21 protein-coding genes are annotated in these 18,044 nt (G+C 39.3%); 13 read left to right on the forward strand and 8 right to left on the reverse strand.

Annotated elements, in window-relative coordinates; translation table 11 throughout:
* The first annotated feature begins 908 nt into the window (after positions 1-908).
* Positions 909-2,123, forward strand: coding sequence for a phage integrase SAM-like domain-containing protein (locus tag ACTBZY_RS04675; RefSeq protein WP_463045177.1), 1,215 nt, complete (start codon positions 909-911; stop codon positions 2,121-2,123).
* Between the two features lie 93 nt (positions 2,124-2,216).
* Here the strand turns inward: ACTBZY_RS04675 and ACTBZY_RS04680 are convergent, their stop codons facing one another.
* On the reverse strand, positions 2,217-2,789 hold the full coding sequence (locus tag ACTBZY_RS04680) for a hypothetical protein (RefSeq protein ID WP_463045178.1): 573 nt from the start codon (positions 2,787-2,789) through the stop codon (positions 2,217-2,219).
* Between the two features lie 169 nt (positions 2,790-2,958).
* Here ACTBZY_RS04680 and ACTBZY_RS04685 point away from each other — a divergent pair, with 169 nt between their 5' ends.
* Positions 2,959-3,279 (forward strand): helix-turn-helix domain-containing protein, encoded by a 321-nt coding sequence (locus tag ACTBZY_RS04685; RefSeq protein WP_463045179.1) that lies wholly within the window; start codon positions 2,959-2,961, stop codon positions 3,277-3,279.
* Positions 3,276-4,508 carry a type II toxin-antitoxin system HipA family toxin gene (locus ACTBZY_RS04690; RefSeq protein WP_463045180.1) on the forward strand — a complete coding sequence of 411 codons (1,233 nt, stop codon included), beginning with the start codon at positions 3,276-3,278 and terminating at the stop codon, positions 4,506-4,508. The genes ACTBZY_RS04685 and ACTBZY_RS04690 overlap by 4 nt, the downstream gene beginning before the upstream one ends.
* 45 nt (positions 4,509-4,553) lie before the next feature.
* Here the strand turns inward: ACTBZY_RS04690 and ACTBZY_RS04695 are convergent, their stop codons facing one another.
* The 3 genes from ACTBZY_RS04695 to ACTBZY_RS04705 form a co-directional block, all read right to left on the reverse strand.
* Positions 4,554-5,666, reverse strand: a complete 1,113-nt coding sequence (locus ACTBZY_RS04695; RefSeq protein ID WP_463045181.1) for a Fic family protein — start codon at positions 5,664-5,666, stop codon at positions 4,554-4,556.
* A gap of 154 nt (positions 5,667-5,820) precedes the next feature.
* Positions 5,821-6,243 (reverse strand): DUF2958 domain-containing protein, encoded by a 423-nt coding sequence (locus ACTBZY_RS04700; RefSeq protein ID WP_463045182.1) that lies wholly within the window; start codon positions 6,241-6,243, stop codon positions 5,821-5,823.
* A 36-nt stretch (positions 6,244-6,279) separates the two neighbouring features.
* Complete coding sequence (locus ACTBZY_RS04705) at positions 6,280-6,864, reverse strand: helix-turn-helix domain-containing protein (RefSeq protein ID WP_463045183.1); 585 nt, start codon at positions 6,862-6,864, stop codon at positions 6,280-6,282.
* Positions 6,865-7,372: 508 nt separating this feature from the next.
* Between ACTBZY_RS04705 and ACTBZY_RS04710 the strand changes: the two genes are divergently transcribed.
* Both ACTBZY_RS04710 and ACTBZY_RS04715 read left to right on the forward strand, forming a co-directional pair.
* Positions 7,373-8,083: a hypothetical protein gene (locus ACTBZY_RS04710; RefSeq protein WP_463045184.1), complete on the forward strand. Its 711-nt coding sequence runs from the start codon at positions 7,373-7,375 to the stop codon at positions 8,081-8,083.
* Between the two features lie 69 nt (positions 8,084-8,152).
* Entirely contained in the window at positions 8,153-9,121 is a 969-nt protein-coding gene (locus ACTBZY_RS04715; RefSeq protein WP_463045185.1) for a toprim domain-containing protein, read from the forward strand.
* Positions 9,122-9,157: 36 nt separating this feature from the next.
* Here the strand turns inward: ACTBZY_RS04715 and ACTBZY_RS04720 are convergent, their stop codons facing one another.
* Entirely contained in the window at positions 9,158-9,412 is a 255-nt protein-coding gene (locus ACTBZY_RS04720) for a helix-turn-helix domain-containing protein (RefSeq protein WP_463045186.1), read from the reverse strand.
* A 211-nt stretch (positions 9,413-9,623) separates the two neighbouring features.
* On the opposite strand from ACTBZY_RS04720, the gene ACTBZY_RS04725 reads away from it, so the two are divergent.
* The gene (locus ACTBZY_RS04725) at positions 9,624-10,223 is read left to right on the forward strand and encodes a hypothetical protein (protein ID WP_463045187.1); all 600 of its coding nucleotides are present in this window, start codon (positions 9,624-9,626) and stop codon (positions 10,221-10,223) included.
* Here ACTBZY_RS04725 and ACTBZY_RS04730 read toward each other — a convergent pair.
* Entirely contained in the window at positions 10,220-11,164 is a 945-nt protein-coding gene (locus ACTBZY_RS04730; protein WP_463045188.1) for a hypothetical protein, read from the reverse strand. The genes ACTBZY_RS04725 and ACTBZY_RS04730 overlap by 4 nt on opposite strands.
* 220 nt (positions 11,165-11,384) lie before the next feature.
* On the opposite strand from ACTBZY_RS04730, the gene ACTBZY_RS04735 reads away from it, so the two are divergent.
* Positions 11,385-11,783: a hypothetical protein gene (locus ACTBZY_RS04735; protein WP_463045189.1), complete on the forward strand. Its 399-nt coding sequence runs from the start codon at positions 11,385-11,387 to the stop codon at positions 11,781-11,783.
* 189 nt (positions 11,784-11,972) lie between these two features.
* Here ACTBZY_RS04735 and ACTBZY_RS04740 read toward each other — a convergent pair whose 3' ends face one another.
* Positions 11,973-12,470: a hypothetical protein gene (locus ACTBZY_RS04740; RefSeq protein ID WP_463045190.1), complete on the reverse strand. Its 498-nt coding sequence runs from the start codon at positions 12,468-12,470 to the stop codon at positions 11,973-11,975.
* Between the two features lie 61 nt (positions 12,471-12,531).
* On the opposite strand from ACTBZY_RS04740, the gene ACTBZY_RS04745 reads away from it, so the two are divergent.
* Genes ACTBZY_RS04745 through ACTBZY_RS04755 form a run of 3 tightly spaced genes read left to right on the forward strand, consistent with a single transcriptional unit; the run spans position 12,532 to position 15,273 of the window.
* Positions 12,532-12,963, forward strand: a complete 432-nt coding sequence (locus ACTBZY_RS04745; RefSeq protein WP_463045191.1) for a hypothetical protein — start codon at positions 12,532-12,534, stop codon at positions 12,961-12,963.
* Between the two features lie 28 nt (positions 12,964-12,991).
* Positions 12,992-14,455, forward strand: coding sequence for a type IV secretory system conjugative DNA transfer family protein (locus tag ACTBZY_RS04750; protein WP_463045192.1), 1,464 nt, complete (start codon positions 12,992-12,994; stop codon positions 14,453-14,455).
* Positions 14,452-15,273 (forward strand): hypothetical protein, encoded by an 822-nt coding sequence (locus tag ACTBZY_RS04755; RefSeq protein WP_463045193.1) that lies wholly within the window; start codon positions 14,452-14,454, stop codon positions 15,271-15,273. Before ACTBZY_RS04750 ends, ACTBZY_RS04755 begins: the two co-directional genes overlap by 4 nt.
* On the opposite strand, the gene ACTBZY_RS04760 is transcribed toward ACTBZY_RS04755, so the two are convergent.
* Positions 15,261-15,698, reverse strand: coding sequence for a hypothetical protein (locus tag ACTBZY_RS04760; protein ID WP_463045194.1), 438 nt, complete (start codon positions 15,696-15,698; stop codon positions 15,261-15,263). The genes ACTBZY_RS04755 and ACTBZY_RS04760 overlap by 13 nt on opposite strands.
* 69 nt (positions 15,699-15,767) lie before the next feature.
* On the opposite strand from ACTBZY_RS04760, the gene ACTBZY_RS04765 reads away from it, so the two are divergent.
* The 3 genes from ACTBZY_RS04765 to ACTBZY_RS04775 are packed head-to-tail and all read left to right on the forward strand — an operon-like array spanning position 15,768 to position 18,035.
* The gene (locus tag ACTBZY_RS04765; RefSeq protein WP_463045195.1) at positions 15,768-16,496 is read left to right on the forward strand and encodes a hypothetical protein; all 729 of its coding nucleotides are present in this window, start codon (positions 15,768-15,770) and stop codon (positions 16,494-16,496) included.
* Between the two features lie 8 nt (positions 16,497-16,504).
* Positions 16,505-16,744 (forward strand): hypothetical protein, encoded by a 240-nt coding sequence (locus ACTBZY_RS04770; RefSeq protein WP_463045196.1) that lies wholly within the window; start codon positions 16,505-16,507, stop codon positions 16,742-16,744.
* Positions 16,745-16,757: 13 nt separating this feature from the next.
* Positions 16,758-18,035, forward strand: a complete 1,278-nt coding sequence (locus ACTBZY_RS04775) for a hypothetical protein (protein ID WP_463045197.1) — start codon at positions 16,758-16,760, stop codon at positions 18,033-18,035.
* The last annotated feature ends 9 nt before the right edge of the window (positions 18,036-18,044 follow it).

Consider the following 18,044-nt stretch of genomic DNA (forward strand, 5'->3'; position numbering starts at 1 on the left):
ATGATTCTATGCTAGTTTGAAGCATTATTTGTGATTAAGCATATCTTGATAAATCACTTGTATATAATAAGTTATAGGCAACTCGGGGATCCGAACTTTATATGAAATAATGTGTTTCACTGTAAAATGCTTAACAAAAAATGAAGTGCTATGGTATAGACAGTATAGGATTGTGAGTTGCACCGATTCATAGATTCTCTACTTGAAAATATTTGTTATTAAGAGTGACTTTCATGTAATATTTCAAAATTATAAGCTCCTAAAAATGGCTATGCAGGGTTTGTTATTTCATTATAGTGATCTTTTGTACGTCCTTTTTCTTTGAAACGAGAGCTATGCATAGATCAAAATAGTTACCTACTTTAAAATTCGCCTAAATCAATTGATGTAGTGTTTCTTATATCTGCGACTATTTCGCCCAAACTATTATATATTTTAATATCAAAACTTACACCTTGTTCTTAACTTAAATAAAGGTATCTAGAAGTTCGGTTAGGGTATAATATTAGAGATGTGTTGTTTTCTTCTGATGATAGTAAGACCATGCTTATTCGTCACAGTTGTCATCAATGTTTTATTTGGGATTTCTTCATCAGTAGCTATCCCCCAACTTTTGTTCTGGGTTCGAATGCTGTTGCATTGCCTTCGTCTGAGCTCTGTAGCCTTATAAGAAAAAAGCACCTAATCTTTCGACTAAGTGCTTTGTTTTCGTGGGAGTTGAGGGATTCGAACCCCCGACCCTCTGCTTGTAAGGCAGCATAAATACTGGTTTCATATGTATCAATATGTATTTAAAGTGCTTAATATGAGGTATATATATATTTATCCTATTTCATAATAAAGCATAAAATACCTATATTTGTTGGAGAATTGTTGGAGAATTTCAATTCGTCAAAACAAACAGGTCTATGAGTTTAACTTCAAAAATATTCGTGGATGGCCGCTACACCAAAAATGATGGTACGCAGGCAATCAAAATCAGGCTTACAATTGACCGCGAAACATTAGAAATCCCCACGGGATACACCGTCAATCCTGACTATTGGAATGATCGTAAAATGGAGATCAAGCCAGGGTGTCCCAGCTTTAAAAATGTTACACGGCTTAATAATATGCTTAAAAAGCAGAGAATTGAATTTGAAGACAAAATCATTGAGCTTCAAAATTCAGGCACCCTGCCCTCGATGAGCATGAAAAATTTAAAAATGGCGTTAATCGGCAAAGCCAATAATGACGGGATATTGGCCTTTTCTCTAAAAATTATAGCCGAAATGGAGGAGGCAAAACGATTTGGTAATGCCCGTGTTTATAGAACACTTTACCGGAGCATCAAAAATTTTCAGAATGATAAAGAACTGGCTATAAAATCACTTAACTTTCAATGGCTCAAAGCCTATGAGGCTTGGTATCTAGGAAAGGGCAATACAGCAAATGGCTTGAGTGTTCATATGAGAACACTAAGGGCGTTGTTAAACCGTGCTATCTCTGAAGGGTTATTAAGCAAAGATGTATATCCGTTCGAGAATTATTCGATCAAAACCGAAAAAACCAAAAAAAGAGCCATTTCCGAAGAGGATATTCAGAAAATTAAGGATTATGTTCCCGATTCAGACCAGAGGCACAGGGCTAAGGACTTCTTCTTTATGAGCTACTATCTCATGGGGGCTTCCTTCGTGGATCTGGCCTATATGAAGATAAATCAAATTCAAAATGGACGGATAGAATATAAGCGGAAAAAGACCGGCCAACTCTACAACATTAAAATAACCCCTCCTCTGCAAGTTATTCTGGATAAGTACACTTTCGGGAAATCACAAAATGAATTCCTGTTAAATGTTATAACTACGCGGGACGAGAAGAAAATGTACGATCAGGTAAGAGACGAGCTCCGGCGATATAACAAAAGAATTAAAGAAATTGCATTATCCTGCGGAGTGCAGGCCTCAATAACAAGTTACGTGGCACGGCATAGTTTTGCGACAATTGCCAAGTTAAAAGGCATTCCAGTACCGGTTATTTCTCAAGCCTTGGGTCACGAGGATTCCAAAACGACGGAGATTTATCTGGCACAGTTCGATCATGAAACGATGGATGCGTTTAACGAGCAGATTATTGGTAAGTGAAAATCAGGCAGCTTAATATTTTATTATACCATAATTGTCGAAATTACACCTTTTGTAAGAACCATTGAAGATTTTAACTCCAATTTATAATGCTTAATCATTACTCAAACCATCATTTGCTAAATCAAGATTATTTTTCTGGATATACATTTGTCTCAGAGCCATAAAAACTTTTTTGTGATTATCAACCACTTCTGGCAATGAGACATTCCCATTTGACAAATCACCGCGATAGCTCTCACCACCAACATAAAAGGCCATATGAAAATATTTGCCCTCTCGTGGATTATCTTGTTTTACAAATTTCACGGGCAAACCATAATGGTCAAAATATTGTTTCAATACGGCAATTAGCTCTTCTGGGCTTTTGGGATAATCTTTATCCACTACCATATAAACGCCCACATATTGACCATTTGGACGAGATGAAACGTTTAAAGCGGTCAGAGCATCCCCTTCTAAAATCATCGGCGCTTTGTTTTCCGGCTCTTTCTCATCTTTAATAGATGCGTTATTTGCCTCTGTGGCAATCTTAGGAATTTCTTTGTTGTTATTAGGGTTTGTCTGAGCTGCCGACACAAAATGAAGTGCAAGCAATGGCAGGCACAAGGCCAATTTTGACCTTGTATTTCCATTGCTTCCTAAAATGTGTTTCAAACTTTTCATGTAATAATTATTCTATGCTATCAATTACTGATTTTTAATCCTAATGACCAAATTTAAATAACATAAAGCATAATGACAGTCAAATTTTACTTGGTCATAAGAGAAATAGTATTGTATTTAACTAGTATTATTGTATTAATTATGATTATATTGTGTTATAATTACGCTAATGATGTTATTTATTACTCCAAATGAAATTGTCAATATGCTCCCTGCTCTGCTTCGAGAAAAGCGGGTTAAGGCGGGTATGACACAGGCTGATCTTGCCCATAAATCGAATGTAAACATTGCTGCACTTCGGAAGTTTGAACAAACAGGACACATCTCTTTGGAATCGTTTATCAAACTGGCCTATGTACTAGACCTTACGGATTCTATTCTAACAGCTATAAAAAGTGATCTTTCCTCCAGTAGCAGTATTGATGATATTATCAAAAAAACTGCACAGGAAAAAACAAAATCTGGTATCAGAAAAAGAGTTCGTAAATGAAACATAACGCCGTCAATTTATTACATGTTGGGCTCGATTTTGGAAACCATCCTGCTCTACCCGTCGGTCGACTGGCTTTAAATGAACATAGGGTTTATTTTGAGTATGATACAGAATTTCTGTCTTCTGATTTACAAATATCGCCCTATAAACTCGCCTTAAAATCAGGTACATATTCTTTTGAGCGGCATTTATTTGAAGGGTTGCCTGGGGTTTTTAATGATAGTCTTCCAGATGGATGGGGCAGACTTTTACTGGATCGCTCATTACGCTCTAAGGGCATATTGCCGGAAACTGTCAATGTTCTTGACCGTTTGGCACATGTTGGACACTCAGGCATGGGAGCTTTGGTTTACGAGCCTGATTATGCCCCCTCCTCCACATATGAACCTATTAATCTGGATGAGCTAAACCAGCAAACAGCTCTTGTATTAACCGGTCAGGCTTCCGATGTTCTAGAGGAACTCATTACGCTCAATGGCTCGTCTGCCGGTGCAAGGCCAAAAGCTTTGATAGGATTTAATCATCAAACCAACGCCATAATACAGGGCAGTGATGATATTCCTGCCGGATATGAACACTGGATCGTTAAATTCGGTAATTCTACCGATGGAACGGATTCCGGTGCTATTGAGTATGTTTATAACCAAATGGCAATTAAAGCTGGTCTGGCTCTTCCTGAAGCCCATCTGTTTAAAGGGCGGGACAATGCCGGTTATTTTGCTTCTAAACGCTTTGACAGGCTTCCAGAGGGTAAAAAACTACATATGCACACTGCATGTGGATTGCTACACTCGGATTTTAGAGCCCCGTCTCTGGATTATGAAGATTTAATCAAGGCCACCTTATGGCTGACAAAAGATATTAGGGAAGCTCAAAAGATATTCCGGTATGCTGCATTCAATGTTTTGGCTCACAATCGAGATGATCACTCGAAGAATTTTTCTTTTCTCATGAATGAAAGTGGACATTGGCAGGTATCACCGGCCTATGATCTGACATTCTCTTCAGGTCCGGCAGGACATCAAAGTATGATGGTTGCCGGTGAAGGCCAAAATCCAGGTGTTAAGGATTTAATGAAATTGGCCGGACATGCTGATTTATCACAAAAAGAAGCCAAAGGCATAATTGAGCAAGTTCAGGATTCAGTAACCGGATGGAGCGCATTGGCCAAAGATTTCTGTATTATGCCGGATAATGTAAATCTTATAGCGGGCAAAATTAATTAGAGGCATTTTTCGTTAGGCTATACAACCCCATGAATACTCAAATCCTTAATTGGCTTGTGTTTTGCCTATTCTATCCAGATAATATCTCGTATGCCTTAGTTTACCTTCCCGTTTTAATGCACCCATTTCTACAAGCTCTTGTAAATCACGCGTTGCCGTTGCTCTGGAAGTCTGTGTAATTCTGATATAGTTTTCTGCACTCAGGCCGCCTTGAAAACCATCCAGACCGGCACGGAATATCCGTAGTATGACCTTCTTCTGGCGTTCATTCAGCTTTGAATCAAACTGTTGCAGGAATTTTGCCTTGGCAATAACGAAATTAATTAATTCCTGAACATGCTTTTGGGCTTCCAGTACTTTTGCCCCAAAATACTCAAGCCACTCGTTTATATTTAGAGAGCCATTCGCCTTTTCCAAGGCCTGATAATAAGCCTTTTTATCCAGTTCAATAACTCTGGATAAAGATGTCACCAAAGGCTGCTTTGCTGCCAAGGCTAACGATTTTTCAGCAATTGCACGCCCTATCCTGCCATTTCCATCTTCAAACGGGTGAATAAGTTCAAAATACAGATGGGCAATGGCGGCATGAATAATTGTCGGCAGCCCCTCCTCCGTTGATTGATTGTACCAAGCAATAAAGGATTTCATTTCTTCTGGAATGCGGGAAGACGGCGGAGCTTCATAAAACACCTTAGGCCTATCTAACCGACCAGAGACTATTTGCATAGGGTCTGAATGGGTGCGATATCCACCTATCACATCCAGATCGGCTCGCCCATTTACAATCATGGCATGCCAGTTAAATAACTTTTCTTGTGTTAAAGGTTCGGAGTAGGTTTTGTAGATATCGACCAACATTCGGGAAATGCCCGCCTCTTGGGGATTTGCCCGCCTTCCGTCGGTTTGTAAGCCCAGATTCTTACGAATAGAGGATTGAACAGAATCCCTATCGAGGATTTCACCCTCAATTCTGGATGTATCAATTGCCTCATTACTCAGAATTGCGACCCTGAGATCATCAATCTCATCCGTAGTAATACCAGACAATGAGCCAATAATGAGACCCACATTTCTATGAAATTTTATTTCAAATTTTGAAAAACGGTCTTGATCAAAAGTAAAATTCGGCCAGTCTTTATGTTCCCAAATCCATTTCATGAGGTATAGCTCCTGATTCTATACCTCAATATTAGCATAAAAAATGAGTTATAGAAAGACATTCTATAACTCATAATTGTGCCAACCGAAAAAATATAAGTCTATATGTCAGCTCTACGATAAATTTTAGAGCAAATTTTTTCCCGTCTTCGCCTTACATTGGCTCCGGCGCGGGGAATGAGCCATCCGGCCTATCATATGTTTCATTAGAAGCCGTCAAGTTCAGCACCTCGTGAGGTAGTTTGCCAAATACCTCCGCTAATACTTTGTAGTGACTAACCGGAAAACGGGCATGAAATTTATTATTCGGTATCACCGCCCTGCCCTGCTCGTGGTTTATAAAAAGATCATAAAGCCAGATGCAGGTCATTTCCGGTTCATTGTCTTCTGAAACTACCAAGCCAAATGCTACGTCCGGCTGGTCGGTAAATACATGGGTCAAAAGCCAAACATTCGGCGTGCCGGGAATATGGAGCATAACCACTGGATGCGGGTCATCCACTGCATTCAGGCCATTTTTAATTAATTTCTGGTGCTGGTCGGGGGTGATGAAGTCCATGAACCAAGCATAATTCATGATAGTAAGGAAAGTAAAGTTAGCAAGCCATTAAAATCAAGAGCCAAACAATTTAGCAAAGAACCCCCTGCTCTGCTCGGCTTCCAATTTTTGCTGTTCTCTTCTTTGCTTTATTCGCTCCAATCGTTCTTCTTGTCGCAGCTTATCGGCATCAAGAAGCTCCTGAAGTTTTTTCTCGAGGTCTTCATTGGTTTTTTTAAGTTTTTCGATTTCGGCACTATTCTTATCGGATGAATGATCTTCCAATAAGCGTACATATGTATCTTTGTCTTTGCGTGTCTCTTCCAATGTCTTGCGAAATAATTCAATTTGTTCTTGCATGGCATGACGCTCCCGCTCATGCGAATTCTGTATTTCCTGACGGATTGCAGCGAGTTCCTTTTCCCAACTTGACGACTTTACTGTCAAGTTACTGTCAGATTTTACAGTCTCTGACTTCTTGGTCATTTCGTCAGGTTGCTTAATTAGGTCAAATACACGCTCCAGTTCTGACACGTCAATGACTTTATGCCCCCTGCCGTTCTTCTCGAAACTTAGCGTGCCGTCTTTGGTGGCGTCATTAATAGTCTGGCGGCTTTTACCGGTTAATTCTGCGGCTTCACGCACGGTTAGCTTACTCATGAATTTCTCCTTACGCTTTACTGTAAAAAGACTACCCAATTAAAATCCATCTGACAAGCCCAAAAAGCCCCCTGTCCCGCTTATCCTCAGTTCTGATTACACCTTACAGTCAGGTTACTGTCAGATCTGACAGGTCTTTACAGTCAGATTACACCCTATTTTCTGACACAGCTTACTGTAAGGTTTTGTAAGATCTTACTGTCAGTTTTACTGCCAACCTTACAGGCTGCATTCTATGTTATTGGTTTTATTGGTTTTTCTATCTGACAGCATTACAGGCGTTGTAGTAATCTGACAGTTATGATACTGTAAGGAACGATTCCTCGAGAATCGCCCTGCCCTTCTCTCTTTTCATGAGAGTGAAGATCAAAGTCCAACCAACCTTCAAGGAGGCATCTCTTAGCTTTATAGAATGATCACAAAATACAAAAGCCCCAGTCTGCAAACCAGGGCTTTTATCTTAGATACAAATCTGTACCTCTTAACTCGTACTTAAAAGTGTAAAGGTTTGGCGAATCAAATGCAAGTGGCTAATCTACTTGTAAAGGATTTTTGTGACTTTTTTAGGGCAGGGGTGTATAAGCACATGCACTATCCAAAACTCACATCACCCAAATCAAACGGGTTTAATGTACTGCGGGATTTACCAACAATTAAAGCCTTTGATCCCTATACAGACAAACCGGAAATCAGCTTTAGCCAGCCGAACCGAAAATCACTCCTTTGTCCTGATGATAACGGGACATTCATAAAACCCTTAAAACAGAGCTTTATCCGCAATCCCAGATTAATGCCAATGACCCGTATGATGCTTTCACTGCTGGCTGGCTGGAACGGAGCAGGGCAGGGGGCTATTAGAACCACCACCGGCATAATTGCCAAGAACCTAAGCCGCTCAAATCGTATGGTGTTTAACTACCTACAAGACGCCATGGAGGAGGGGTATCTGACCTATAGCCGCATCAAGGATCGTATGGGCTATTACATCGGCATTAAGATTACCCTGAATTTCGGGGCTATCAGGAAGATTTATAAGCCAAAACATCCACAAGAGGTGCAAAAAAACCAAGAAACACGGGTTCGGAAATTTACTTCCGAGATAAAACACAATTTAATTAATACTAATGATTTAGATGAGCAGATGATGCAGACATTGGCACGGTTTGCCCTAAAAGCAGGGTACTTGGATAATACAGTGCCCAAAATATCGCCAAGTTGATGTAAATTAGGATGCTCACTGAAAGAATAAAAAGGCAGGGCGAGGGAAAGACCTCCCTGATATAAACCAATGAACTGTAAACAAGCCAACGATTCAATTGCTCTGACAGACCTCATGGAAAAACTGGGCTATGAGGTTAAAAAGAAAGAGCGAGGCGGCAGTGAATGGCGATACCTAAGTCCATTTCGCTCGGAAGCCGAACCAAGCTTTTATATCAATGTCAGGGATAATTGCTGGTTCGATCATGGAGAGGCAGAAGGCTCTCGCTCGGTCGTTGACTTTGCCATGAAGTATTTGCAAACCAATGGCAAGGCCTCTGGCGTATCAAATGCCCTTTCTTTTTTGGAAGATCTGGGCTTCGGCGGCATTCCCACCAAATCTTTATTTCCTTCAGTTAGTACATTCGAGCAGATTCAAGAAGAGCTTCCCCGTGATCTGGAATTCATCAGGGCAAAACCTGTGGAGCACCCGGCTATATTCCAATACCTGAAAAGCAGAGGCATACCGGAATATCTGGTTGGCCAATACCTGAGCGAGGTTCAATATCGTAACCTGAAAAAAGATAAAGTCTTCTTTGCCTTTGGTATAAAGAACAGGGCAGGGGGCTATGAAATACGTTCGGCTTCCGATACGCCCGTATTCAAATCTGCCTTGATCAAAAGAGATATTACCATCATCAAAGGAAACGAGACGGGCAGTTCCGTTAATGTATTTGAAGGCACGGTAGATTATCTTTCCCTTTTGGTGCTTTATAATGGCACTAAATTAAATGGTGATACGGTTATAATGCACTCCCTGTCTTCGTTTCAGGATACTTTGGAATATATCCAAAACGGCGCGTATCAGAATATAAATCTATGGCTCGACAATGATAAAAGCGGCAAGAAGATGGCAGGTAAATTTGTAGAGCAGGGGTTAGATCAAGTTGTAGATCAATCCGGTCTGTATGCCGGATTTAATGATATCAATGATCTTTTGAAAACTAAAATTTACGGCCAAGATATCCCGCCGGATAAACACAGCGTGTTTGGTTTGTGAATACCCTGTACCCGTCACAATTTTAAAAGGGTGCTTTTAATTTGAAAGTAGCTCGGAAACATCCACCTCAAAAACAAGGGCCAATTGGCAAAGTACTTTCAAAGAAACATTGTGTTTAGAGTTTTCCAGATATCCTATATAGGTGCGATCCACATCGGATTCTATGGCAAGTCTGGCTTGTGACATATTATTCTCCTTCCGCAGCCGCTTTACATTGCGGGCGATATTGTCGAGCAGTATGTCATAGTTGTTATTCAATCCTTTACCCCCAGAAATAAATACTAGGTGCAATCTCCGCATTGATTCGGAGAAATATTGCCGCATATATGCGGAGATTTAATAATTATTGCTTATTTTGCCGCATATATACATCAAAGTAACATAATAATCGTTTAGAGTCCGCCTGTTGCGGGGTTGCAACATGTCAAGAGGATATGTGTGATTGTTTCTTGCTTTTTGGACTCCAATAATGATATAAATATACCGGTAGAAAGATTATGGTATGAAAAACCTTAAAAACATATTCGATACTTTTAGTAATGCACCCGCAAAAGCCAAGGCTTTGGGGGCAGGGTTACTATTCGGGGCGGTGTCTTTATTGCCGTTTGATAAAGCCAATGGTCAGACTTTACTGGCGTCTGCCAACACCTACAAAGAAACACCGACCGCGATTAAAGCGAATAAGGCTTCTGTTACGAATGAGAAGGATCCTGAAAACAACGCACCGATGATTTTAGAAGGAACGGCAGGAACGGCACAAGATGCCTCTTATAAGCCCAATGCACATTACATTGCAGCTTATATGGTGGTGGATAAAGATTATCCCAAAAGTTCAGAGGAACTGATTGCCGGATTAAAAACCTATTTTGATTATTATGGTTTGCCAGTGAAGTTTGTTAAACAACCGACAGCAGATGAAGGCAAATACTTCTCCATGAGGTTCTATGTTGGTGGTCATTCCTATGATGGGGATTTATCCAATGGCAATGTTTCTATGCCGGAGGTGGTCGACAACCATGCAAAAGTATTCTCAGGGCTTAAAGAAATGTACACAAAATATAATCCTGGATATGTACCTAACCAAGCTTTAGGCATGAATTAAGGACTTGGTGTGCTGCTTGTGGCTATACCAAAGCCAAAAGATTTATTTTCATTAAAAGCCATTTTTTCTTGATTATGAGGTTCAGCAACTGTGGCATTTTTACTTATTTGGGTAAATCGTTCATCCAGAGTCGTTTGAATTTTATTGTCTTGTGTATTTAAGCGTGTTTCTTCAGCTTTTTGGGATTTTTGCTTTGCATCAAAATTTTCTAAAGCTTTGGCTTTTTCCTCAGGATCTTTAATTTCCTGAATTTGTTCCCATTCCGTTTTATTAGCTTTTTGTTGTTGCTCAGCACCTTTGGCACGGTTGATCCATCTGTCATGAAGGTTTGTTGATTTATCAGATATCCGCTCCAATTCGGGAAGTATATGATCATTAACGTATAGAGATTGTAATTTAATAATCTCCAAAACGTCATCCATAGTCTTGGGTTTAGCAGCATTTGGATTTCGTTTTTGGTAATCTTCCAGATATTTATTCACGCCTGACTTATTGGTTGTGCCGTCACTATTAAGCTCAAAATCCTTTTGCTTGATCTCTTCGGCAACTTTTGCTTGATACCGTTTATATTCTTTCAGCAGTTGATCCGCCTGCTCGAATGTATTCAGAGCCGCATTTGCGCCTTCATACATTTCATTAATTAGCTTTGCAATTGCCTTGAAATTGGCATCGATACGCTCATTAACCTGACGCAGGATTTCTTGCCATGTTGCGCGTTCTTTCTTTTCTTTCTTATTGGCTTCCAAGACACTCAATTTTTGTTGTTCGGTAAAGGCTGTACTGTCGCCTGCTGCGATTTTTGAGGGATCACCCATTAACTGACCCTGCAATGCATTCGGATCAAAATCGGGATCGTTCGGTCGCAGATGTGCCGCTTTATCGGGGGTTTGATTCCCTGTTGCGGCGGCGTTGAAATCGGTAATGAAATTATACGCGTTCATGATTTTTTTTACCCTGTCCTTTTACCCTTTTAGTCCCTGTTTGTTTAAAGTGTTCCCACTCTTTGCCCATTAATTGGACGTGCCAGTTGTTCCGGCTTATTTAGTAGTATAGAGCAGGGTGGTTATTATGTTTTTAATTTATCAATGCATTTATCTTAAATTTTAAGTATTTGATCAAACATGGTATCATTTGGATTAAGTGTCTTAAGGGAGGCTGGCTGTGGATGTCGATAGGTTAAGAGAAGAAATCGAGCGTACTGGTGTTAGCATTTATGCCGTCTTAAAAGGCCAACGCTTCACCAAACCCACAGGGTTGAGCTCCATCAAAGTAAGTGCTTGGCTTGATGGAGCGAATGCCAATCCAAAAAAAGAGCAACTCTTATATGTTCTTTCTTTATATGAAGCGCTACCGGACAATCCATGGATAGAACTCAATGACGACCTCAGAGCCCGATTATTAAAGAAGAGACAAGAAATAAAGGGCAAATTTCCGAAATATTACAGGCAAAACCCTCCGCCAACGGATGTCAGTTTAGGCGGGTTGTCCCAGATGTTTCATGGTAAAATGAAAAGGATAAGAAAACTTCATTTGGATTATTTGCTGAATATTAACATTTGACATAAGTTATGCTTCCTGTTACGCTCATTAAAATCAAAATGAGAGAAGGAGGTGTTTGATGCAACCTATTAATGTTCAAATGTTTGGCTTGGTAGACGACAATTTAATCAAAGCGATTAACTTTCACCTTATTGGAAAAAATGGTCATATGGAAGCGTTTGATCGTCAGTATGTTCTTAGGACTGGCACTCAGGATTTCTTCAGAATATATTGGCTGTAATTAATCTCATTTTGTTTGTCCACATGGTCATAGAAATCAGTATCCATAACAGTAAAGGCCTTTGTCGCAGCCCTCTCGTAGAGGTCATCAAGATATTCACATGCTTGCTCAACTGTCTCAAAATGCTTCCAAATGTGCTTTCGAATAGGCTTTTCTACATATGAGAGTTCTTCCTCTGCATATTTTAATGTTAACTCCTCCATTTTCTTACCTGCCTTGTTGTATCTCTCGGCGGCTTTTTCAGGATCAAAGTCAAAAGCGTGAAGAATCTGCATAATAAAATTTGAACTATAAGATGCTCTATTGATTTGGCCTGTTAGTTCCAGGTATGTGTTTATCTTACACTGCATTGCTTGATTGACATATAAAACCTCTTCGTGAACATTTTCATCCTGAGGCTCTTCTAACATTTCTTCGTCAATACTACTTAGTGTAATAGGTTTTTCACTAAATTCATCTGTACTCATTTTTTTTCCTCCAGAATGCTAACTAATTTTATCAGACTTTAATTCTTAAAGTCAATTAAATATGAAAAAGGAAGAATTTAATATCCTAAAACAGGGGTATAAAGAAGATTTAAGAAATAACCTCAAAAAGCCTTTAGAAAAGATAGATAAGTTTTATGAAGATAAGAGGTATATTGGAACTCCCGAGATGATTCAGGAAGCGAGTAAAACTGATTCCAAAAATAAACAAAATGAGATAAGGGCAGAAATAAAAGAAAGGTCTCTTGTAGTGGGAAAATTTCATTTTAATGGACTTACAAAAGCCGAAGCAGGACGAATTGTCAAAGAAGAAGGTAGGGCAAAAACAGGTTTTAACAAATCAGCTTCTACTCATCCAGAAAGCTTTGAATACAAACGAAATCTCAAGAGCCTTGAGCTAAATAAAAACATGAAAGACTTTCCAAAGAACAAAACCAAAAACCGTGAGAAGGGTATGGATCCCCCAGAACGTTAAAATATCCTTCACCTCCAATTTAATCGCTATGAATTCCCCCATTGAAGATTTAAATACACCAATACTATTCTTTAAAGATAGAGGTACTGACAACTGGACACTCAGAGAAGCCACTCAGGGCGTTCAGATTTTTGGCTCGATAGGATCAGGAAAAAGTTCCGGTAGCGGCCAATTTCTGGCAAGAGTTTTTCTAAGAAAGGGCTTTGGAGGCATAGTTCTCACCGGAAAAGTCGGGGAGCGTCAAGAGTGGGAAAAATATGCTGAATTAGAAGGTAGAAGCGAAGATCTCGTCATTTTTTCCGAAAGCCAACCATATACTTTTAATCCCCTGCACTACGAGATGATAAGAAAGGGAGAAGGAGCAAAGAAAAGCGAAAATATTGTCCAGCTTTTCATGTCTCTGGTCAAAATTGGGGATCGAATTGGAGGAAATACACCGTCAGGGAGTAGTGACCCTTTCTGGGATTTAGCATTGAAAAGATGCATTAAATCTGCAATCGATCTTTTGATCATATCTGATACTGAAGTGACCATCTCTAATATGGTGCGAGTAATTCGTGAATGCCCTGAGCCGTTTTCCGAAACGCTGACTAGAAAAGATCAGTTCTGGTTTTTGATAGAAGAGGGCAAAAAGAAAGAGCTCCAAGATTGGGCAGAAGAAAGTAAAACTATCGAGTGCCTATATTTCGCAGCAGATAAGAACCTGACAGAGGAAGAAAGAAGGCTGTTTTTTATGGTCAGGGATTATTTTCTAAGTGATCTGTCTGAAATGCCCGAAAAAACGAAAATGTCAATTCTAGAGATGGTTTATGCCTACTCTGATCCTTTTATTTCAGGCATGTTGCGAAAATATTTCTCTACAGAAATCAGTGAGGAGTTGATGCCAGAAAACACCTTTGAAGGCAAAATAATTATTCTTGATTTTCCAGTGAAGGAATATCTCCATTTGGGAATTTATGCCCAAATGATCTACAAAAAAATATGGCAACAGGCCGTTGAACGCCGTGAGGTTACTTCCACATCCGGCAGGCCGGTATTTATGTGGATTGACGAGGCTCAATATTTTATCAATGAAGATGATATGTTGTTCCAGACCACCGCCAGAAGCTCCAAAGCCTGTACCGTCCTCATAACACAGAATATCTCTAACTATTATGCTGCCCTGGGAGGAAGCAATGCAGTGCAAAGGGTGAACTCGCTCCTTGGTAATCTGGTAACCAAGATATTTCATGCCAATAACGATTATGTAACCAACGAGTGGGCAAGCAATACCATTGGGCAGACCCACGTTACACGGGAAAATCTTGCGACTGCTGCCGGAGGCTCATTTTCAACATCTACGACGATTGAATATCAGGTGCTACCCTACGAATTTACAACACTTAGGACAGGAGGAGAGGTTAATGAATTGAAAGTTGGTGCAGTGATAGTTTCCATCGGCCGAGTCTGGAGTACTGGCAAGAATTATTTGAAAACCTTTTTCAAGCAATGAATCAGAGAATGAAGTTTTTTAGATTTCTTGTCGGTATTAGCACGTTACCTATTCTTTTACTCATCAGAGTTAACATGGGATATAATCTGATTGGCCCTTGGCATAATAAACCTTTCGGCGTAGGAGCAGGGAAGTATTCAACCACTTGGTACGGCAGAATATGGTTCATGCTCCTTACAACACTCTGGATTTTAGGGTTTGCAATTCTGGGATTTTTTGAGGCTTCTTTTGAAAAACCGGATTTTGTTATTGGTGATCCTGATCTGTTCTTTAATCATGGAACAAAGTTGCTATTAATGGGAAATATTGCTGGTTTCTTCCAATTCGCTATTTCCTTTCTTGGTGAAACGGCCATAACTTATTTTGCCTCTTTCTTGTTTCTTTACGGATTAATGTTTCCCATACTTTGTATTGCCTATATCCTTTCAATAGATAGAGCTCATTATAACAACGAGAGATTAAATCCGACCTCTCTGGGTGATAGTTTACTTTTTGGTTGGTTCATAGGGGATAATCCTGATGCTAAACATGCACTGATGTCGGTAATTGAACCACTCTTTTTCATGGCCATTGCCGCAGTATTTATTTTGAATCAGTCACTCATTCCTTTTTTATTTTTTGGATTGGCTGGACTTGGTCTTTTTGTGCAAGGGCAGCAAAAACGAATGAATTACAGAAGAGCTTTGGATGAGATTAATGCCAATTTGGATAAGGGTAAGGCGATTATCAATAAAGAACATAGTATTAAGCAATCAGGCAATCCTACTGGCACAATCCAAGGGAAACAGAGTCCTGAATCTGGGGCTCAACCGTTATAATTGAGGTCACTCGTGAAATTTTTCACCTTCTCACAGTGCTGAAAATATTCTATTAACCTTTGATAGCCCCATTCCTCATTGCTGATATAATTATTAATCATAGAGCATATTTCTTCATTTTCATCCGAATCCTTGTAAAGTTGATCCAAGTAAAAGGAAATTAATTCATTTTCCTTGTAGGTAATATTTCTGGTCAACTCTCCAGACTCACTGAAGCCTATCAATCGCTCAATAAATTGATCTAAATGGCCTTCAATACGGGGTTCAGTAAAGTTGAATCCATTCTTTTTGAATCTATTTTTAATAGAAGTTAGCTGATCCGCGGCATGCCAGAGCATTTCACGCTCTTCTTTCGCAAAATCTACAGTATTTCCCGTTCTTGCTAGCAAGAATTTGAATCCAAGTAGGGCACCTTCACCTGCCACTTTTTCCTCCTGAGTCTGTGATTACTGTAAGAATTTTACCATATTCACATGTTAAAATCAAATTTACAAATGCTTAACTTTCTCAATACGGCAAATCAAGGACAAGAGAATAAAATGCTTTCGCAATGCGGCTTGCTAACTTACGCCTTTGCCTTTTATAAAATTCTGGACTCAGGCATGAGACGAAAAGGGGTAGATCCTGAAATACAGACAGCTTATTGGGGGCTGAATTTTAAAGAAGCCAGCCGAATCTTTTACAACACGGCTCTTTTACACGCTAAGACAGTCGCACTAAGAGATGATTACGCTCAAATGCAGATTGAGGAAACACTCAAACTGGATATATACCCCAAAATGAAAAAGGCCATTGAAGAGATGGATTCTAACAATCCTGACCTTAACCGCCTCATGATGTGCCATTTCTTGTTTCTTAAATGGTTAGATAAGATTAAATCGATAGGACAGGCCGGTTTTCAGAAAATTCTTAGTGAGACTAATGGAGAAGCAATCCTTATGTCCAAGAGACTTTTATCGGAAGTTTCCCCACCATGGGATTCAGTAATGGCCAGAAGTGATGAACATGACTACGAAAAATATTCAGTTTTTATCGAGCGGTATTTCAAACTTTGGATTTCAGATGGTTTTATGGAGGAACCAACTGATAGTAAGGTAGAAGAAAAATCAAATCAGCCATTGGAATCTATTCTTTCTCAATACCTTCAAAAGAATGCAAGTGAAATAGAGAATCTTTCAGATTCTAACAGTGATGTAGAAGAAAATTTCCCTGGAATTTTATAAATTGTAACATGTATCTGATTACAGTCTTTTTCTTTGTTCTAATTATAAGGATTTTGCTCCAATTTGGTGTTTTTGGCAGTACCTTAAATCTCAAAAATTCCGTTAAAACGAAAGTTGCCGACATCCAGAATGATATTCAAGGTAAAAAGGAAAGGGATATGGCCGAGCGTAAAAAACTTGATGAGCTCGGTCGGCCTAAAGTCCCGAAATCAGTTGGAAATACTATAAAGGACATTTTTAACGATTAATTCTACCTCAACCATGTTTGGATTCTCTGATAGTCTTGAAAAAATACACAAAAAAATACATGAGCAATGCTACTACCTTATTATGGCACAAAGCTTTTATGAAATTCTTGATTCCGAACTTAACCGGTTTCAGGTCTCCAAGAATCAGCGGATTTTGAAAATAGGTATCGACCCTGCTATGGGACGTGACTATGCTGGCCTAGGCATCAAAATTATGGCCTTATCTAAAAACGCCTTGGAAAGTTTGGCTGATATATATATAGCAGAATTAAAAGAAAATGTAACAAACCAGTTCCAACAGATTTACTCAAGTAATGACAAGAAAGGGCAATCTGATTTGGCATGGAGATTTGCACCAATGTTTAATGGATGGATAGCCAAAATATCAAAAATGAGTGCAGAACATCTGGGTCAATTATCCCAAAATGCCTATGCCGCTATTAACTATAAAGAAGCCGCCAAGATTGTTTATAAGGCATTCGAGCCAAATGCAGGCTTTAAGGAAAAAGGAAGTGAAGAAGCTGCTCAGCTCATCCATGAATGTTTTGTAAGTTGGTCAGCCAATGGATGGTTTGAGGAAGATACAAGTTCCCAGGAGGCACAGATTGAAGAGCAGACAACACAGACACAGCCCCTTAAAGAAAATTCAAGTTATTTTGACGAATTAGCTGCAAATTCAAGGGTATCTGAAGGACTGTTGAAAATGATTATTAACATCCATCAGACGCTTGCCCATTTAACAAGCTTATATGTCTCTGATGATGCAGGTTCGATGAAACAGTCTTTGGAAACTCCCATTCAAACACTTGTCGCAATGGATGAGATGATATGCTCAATGGCTGGAATTCCTATAGCGAGTAACCAGAACAAAACCACATACATGTGCAATTACCTTTCCCAAGTTGTTAATGGCTCGAATGATTTGTTGACTTACCATATCAATAAATCTCATGCTTGGTATCTTGAGAATATTCAGAAATTTTCTGTAGAGGTCGTGATGGAGTTTGAAACAAAGACTGACCGAGATAATAAAAAAATTTTAGAGTTGGTTGTTGATTATTTTCAAACACCGGAATTCGCCTTATCCAAAACTTCGAATAAAATAATCAAATCTCCACAGGATTCTAACCTCCAAACGTTCAAAAATGCTATTCTGAATTATCTTCAAATGAATAATATTCAACCTATCCCTCAACCAAACAGCATACAAGAATCCGGAACAGATGAAACCAAATGTACTCGTAATCATGCCGGAAAGGGAATTTCAGATGATGGAGCAGGATTCCTTTAACTTTGATGT

The sequence above is a fragment of the Arcticibacterium sp. genome, from assembly GCF_055134445.1.